This is a genomic window from Enterococcus sp. (assembly GCF_022711995.1).
GTDB lineage: Bacteria > Bacillota > Bacilli > Lactobacillales > Enterococcaceae > Enterococcus_D.
This window is the reverse complement of the sequence record NZ_JALAHI010000134.1, coordinates 1-4681: the sequence shown is the minus strand read 5'-3', so window position 1 is coordinate 4681 and position 4681 is coordinate 1. Positions and strand designations below refer to the sequence as shown.

General features: G+C 40.1%; 5 protein-coding genes. 2 read left to right on the top strand and 3 right to left on the bottom strand.

The annotated features are described in order from the left end of the window. The first annotated feature begins 54 nt into the window (after nt 1-54). A complete protein-coding gene (locus Q0A12_RS13425; RefSeq protein WP_291293139.1) occupies nt 55-672 on the top strand; it encodes a hypothetical protein in 618 nt (205 codons plus the stop codon). Nucleotides 673-843: 171 nt separating this feature from the next. Then, entirely contained in the window at nt 844-1257 is a 414-nt protein-coding gene (locus Q0A12_RS13420) for a phosphate-starvation-inducible PsiE family protein (RefSeq protein ID WP_291293138.1), read from the top strand. Between the two features lie 57 nt (nt 1258-1314). Here the strand turns inward: Q0A12_RS13420 and Q0A12_RS13415 are convergent, their stop codons facing one another. The 3 genes from Q0A12_RS13415 to Q0A12_RS13405 are packed head-to-tail and all read right to left on the bottom strand — an operon-like array spanning nt 1315 to nt 4639. Beyond that, entirely contained in the window at nt 1315-3183 is a 1869-nt protein-coding gene (locus tag Q0A12_RS13415; protein ID WP_291293141.1) for a fructose-1,6-bisphosphatase, read from the bottom strand. Continuing rightward, nucleotides 3173-3991: a pyruvate, water dikinase regulatory protein gene (locus Q0A12_RS13410; protein ID WP_291293137.1), complete on the bottom strand. Its 819-nt coding sequence runs from the start codon at nt 3989-3991 to the stop codon at nt 3173-3175. The genes Q0A12_RS13415 and Q0A12_RS13410 overlap by 11 nt, the downstream gene beginning before the upstream one ends. A 12-nt stretch (nt 3992-4003) precedes the next feature. Continuing rightward, nucleotides 4004-4639: a helix-turn-helix transcriptional regulator gene (locus tag Q0A12_RS13405; RefSeq protein ID WP_291293140.1), complete on the bottom strand. Its 636-nt coding sequence runs from the start codon at nt 4637-4639 to the stop codon at nt 4004-4006. Between the last annotated feature and the right edge of the window lie 42 nt (nt 4640-4681).

Here is a 4681-nt window from a genome sequence, read left to right as displayed (position 1 = left end):
TCGGTTATTCAAAAAATGCAAGGTGCTTTATACAAAGAGAAGTGAGGGATAGCAATGAAGTTTAAATTTAATTTGCAGTCAGCACTCGTTAGTTGCTTTGTCACGATTATGTTGAGTATGGCAATTGATCAAGACGTAAATGCTTTTGTTGCGGCCCCGTTCCAACGCAATTCTTCGGAGCCATCTTCTGAAGCACCAGTACAAGTTGCCGAAACAAGTACCTCTGAAACAGAAACTTCCAGTCAAATTTTTTATGAAGCATGGGCCAGCTCTTATTCTGAAACGACTAAGGACAGCAGTCATTCAAATCCAAATACAAATTCTTCGACAGATCAATCAAAGGAGCCGACCAGTACATTTGATAGCAGTGAAGCAATAGCCAGTGACACGGAACCATCGTCTAGCGCCGCCAATAGTGGATCAGCAAATTCTGAAACTACTAGTACGTTAGAAACGACTGGTTCGTCTACGAACACTTCAAGTACCAGTAGTTCCACTTCTTCTAGCAGTTCCAGCACTACCGGCACGACTACTTCTGAAGAAAGTGAAGAGAGTACAGAAGCTGGTGATACACCGGTTGATAGTAATGAGTCGGCGGCAGATCCCGCTGAAGGGTCAGAGGCCTTAAAGTTGCTTTTAGAAGATACGTTAAATGGTAGTGTGTTGCACTAGTTGATTTATCTCTTTTTTAATAGCATTGGCTTTTTCTGTTCTCTATTACTCAACATTCAATCATTGTTTTCGTAAGCCATCTTTTTGCACAATAAAAGTACACCTTTTTCAAGCATATTTCAAAGTGATTTCATTGTATTCACTTATAATGAGTTGAAAAGGGGGTGCGCTATGAGTAGATATTTCAAAGTTTTTGAAAAGCTGATCAGTGCAGTTGTGGATATCATGTTAGCCATTTTAGTCGTGTTGGTATTGGTTGTTATGGCAGAAGCAATCTATAAAATCATCACTTATGTTATTCCTTTGACAAAAGTCAGTGATCTTTCCTTTTTGATTGAAGAGATTGCTACGCTATTTATCTTACTTGAAATTATTTTGATGTTACTACGGTATGTCAAAGAAGGGCATCATATTCCTGTCCGTTATTTGATTCTAATCAGTATCACAGCGATCTTGCGGGAGCTATTGTTGGCTCAAGGGAAAGGATTAGAGACCCTATTTTTGGCGCTAGCAATCTTAGTATTGATTTTTGTTTTACAGGCATTGGAGAAGCTGAAAGCTTTCCATAGCTCCAAAGATATCTGAAAATATCCTATAAAGTAATGCGAGAAACAAAATAATCCTATCAGTGAACTGAATGAATCAGTTCTTGATAGGATTATTTTTTTCAAGTAAACGAGTGCTCTCTATTTGCAGTTGCTTACCAATATCCGTTTGCCGAACCGTGATTCGTTTTGTTTGGCGAACCACGATTTTCTTCTGAGTCAAAATATCTTTTCTTTCTTTGATGGCTGTTTGGCGATCGGTGAATGGCTGGTGAGCCGCAAGTGTCATTCCAAAAGAATTGTATAATAATGTGTAGCCTGCGATACCAGTGACTTCCTGATAGGAACGAGAGAGGCCTCCGTCAATCACCAACAAACGTCCATTGGCTTTGATGGGCGTTTCGCCTTTTTTCACTTTTACTGGTGTGTGACCATTAATGATGTGCCCAGTAGGCTCTAAGCCAAACTCCGCTAACAGTCCACAGCAAAATTCTTCCTCTTCCCTTAGTGTATAGTAGGCATTTTTTTCTTCAGTATGTGTGTGTTTATTACTGATGAAATAACGCTCGAAAGTTTTCATGGTTTTTTTACCAAAAAGGGACGATCCTTCTCCGCACCAGAGATACCAGAGAACGTCTGTTGCCAGATCACTGGTACACGTGGGTTCTGCTAGGCTTTGCTTCAAACATTCTTGATAGAAATCCATCAATGCTTTGCCTTGATAAGAAGTTTCTCCAAAGGTGACTGAAAGCAAGCGTCCATCAGGATAGCAAGGGATACAGCCATGGAAAAGCAGATTTTTATTATAGATTTGGTAGAGCGTCCCTTTCTCTACTAGAAAATGGACATGGGAGGCCAATCTTTCGGACGCTCGGAATTGTTCGAGGAGATCTTCCAGTATGTCTTGTTCTTCAACAGTCAAACGATAGGGATCTTTTGGATCAACCAGCTGAAAACACGGATTAATCAGAGGTTCTAGCCGATCCTCTAACTGGAGATACAAATCCTTTGTGATTTTTTCCAATAACAAACGATCCGCTAATTGAAATTCGGGGCGTCGTTTGATTACAGCGGCCTCTACCTTGAATTGAATGATCGCAAAAGCTTGTTGGAGAACCATGGCATCATAATTTTCCTCTTCAGAAAGTGCATCCACGGTTTTCTTAGGATAAAATCCCTCATTTTTTTGATACTGGTTACGGCTAAATGCAATGGCTTTAGATAGGTCAATGCCATATCCTTCCCGCAATAAAGCCAAATTCCCATAACGGGCAGCGATCCGTATCGTGCTTGCCAGACACGGCAACGAACCGCAATAACTGCCAATCCATAAAATATCATGGTTTCCTAATTGGATATCCAGGGATGGAAGGGCCATGAGCCGATCGATGATTTTATCAGGCGCGGGTCCCCGGTCATAAATATCCCCAACGACATGTAAGTGATCAACGACAAACCGCTGAATCAAAAACGCGAGCTGTTCACAAAATTGGGAAGCTAAAGATAAGTCAATGATTTTGTCAAAAATCGCTTTGTAATAGGCTTCTTTATTAAAGTCGGAGTCGTACTGATACAGCAACTCTTCTAAAATATAAGCAAATTGCTTTGGCAAAGCTTTTCTAACTTTGGAGCGTGTATATTTGCTGGAGGTAAACCGAGTGACTTTGACCAGTTGGGTCATTAATTCGATCCATTCTTCATGGTGATACTCTTTTTCTTGCAAGATTTCTTTTGGATAATAAATCAGAAAGCAGAGTTCGGTTTTCTCAGCAGCGGTCAATGTATGCTGGAACAAAGTGTCAACTTTTTCCCGAATACTTCCTGAACCATTCCGCAAGATATGGTCAAAAGCTTCATATTCACCATGTAGGTCACTGACAAAATGCTCCGTTGCTTTAGGCAATTGTTGGATCGCTTCTAAATTGATGATTTCAATGAAATCATTAAGTTTTTCTTCATTGGGCATAGGCATTGTTTTTAAAAAATTCTTCGATCAACATCGAGCTTTCTTCGATGGATCGCTTGCTGACATCGATTACATTTATTCCCAGTTTTTGAAACAGTCCCTCTGCATAGGCCAACTCATCATCGATCCGACTCGGTTCTGTGTAATTCGTGGTTTCTTTCAATCCTAGTGATGCCAAACGGGAACGACGTATTTCTACGAGCGAATCAGAATTTGTTGTGAGTCCAATCATTTTTTTTGGATCAATTTGCTCGATTTCTTTTGGCAAAACGACTTCTGGAATCAAAGGCAAGTTAGCAACTTTATAGCCGCGATTAGCCATATATAGACTTAATGGCGTTTTTGAAGTCCGAGAAACGCCAAGCAAGACAATGTCTGCATCAAGAAAACCACGAGGATCTTTGCCGTCATCATACTTGACTGCAAACTCCATTGCAGCAACACGACTGAAGTATTCTTGATTTAAACGATGGATCGCTCCCGGCTCTTGAACTGCTTGCAAGCCAACGGTTGCTTCGATGACTGAAATCAAAGGGGTCATAAAATCAATGTGTTGCAGGCCAGTGCGTCTAGCAAAGGCTTCTACAAATGCCACCAGTTCCTTGTTAACAAGGGTAGTAACCACAATTGATTTGTCTTGTAAAGCATCTTGTAAGATTTCCAACAGACTCTCTTCGTCGTTGGTAAAAGGATAAAGATGAATATCGGATAAATCAACCGTAGGAAATTGTGCGGAAACGGCACTGATCAATTTTTGTGCTGTTTCACCAACGGAATCTGAGATCAAATATAATCGAACATTTTTCATTTTTTACGCTCCTCAAAATTGATTGTTTTCAATAGCATTACCTGCTTGGATATAGTAGTTCATAATTTTTGATTTCGTTATTTTACCAATGACTTTTTTAGGATTTTCGGCATCAACAACAGGTAGTGTGTCTATTTCATGTCGTGATAATAAGGTCCCTGCGGTCAAAATGGTTTGATCGGGAGTAATTGTTACGATATTTGGCATTCGTGTCATGATCATTGCTACTGGCGTTTTTTCTGCTGCTGAATTGCTGATGGCAAACCGCAAAAGGTCTTTTCGTGATAGAACACCGATCAATTCTTCCTCCGCATTTTTCACGTAAAGAGATCCAACATCATACATAAATAGCGTTGTAACGGCATCGTATACCGAAACAGTTTGTTCGATCATTAACGGGGGAATCATGATTTCTGCTACTTTGGCGTGGTATAACTTATCAAAAAGTAATGGTTCTACAGTTTGACCGGTATAAAAATAGCCAACCTTGGGGCGGGCATCTAATAATCCGGTCATGGTCAGGATAGAAAGATCGTTCCGTAAGGTTGCACGGCTAAATCCTAATTTTTTGGCGATGGTCTCACCACTGATCGGTTGGTGGTCTTTTACGATTTCAATAATCTTAATTTGCCTTTTTGTTAATTCCAATGTGTCACCTTCTTTATTTAAATGTGATATGCTATTTATTAT

Coding starts and splice junctions, on each gene's coding strand:
- Q0A12_RS13425 (WP_291293139.1), top strand. CDS start 55: ATGAAGTTTAAATTTAATTTGCAGTCAGCACTCGTTAGTTGCTTTGTC.
- Q0A12_RS13420 (WP_291293138.1), top strand. CDS start 844: ATGAGTAGATATTTCAAAGTTTTTGAAAAGCTGATCAGTGCAGTTGTG.
- Q0A12_RS13415 (WP_291293141.1), bottom strand. CDS start 3,183: ATGCCCAATGAAGAAAAACTTAATGATTTCATTGAAATCATCAATTTA.
- Q0A12_RS13410 (WP_291293137.1), bottom strand. CDS start 3,991: ATGAAAAATGTTCGATTATATTTGATCTCAGATTCCGTTGGTGAAACA.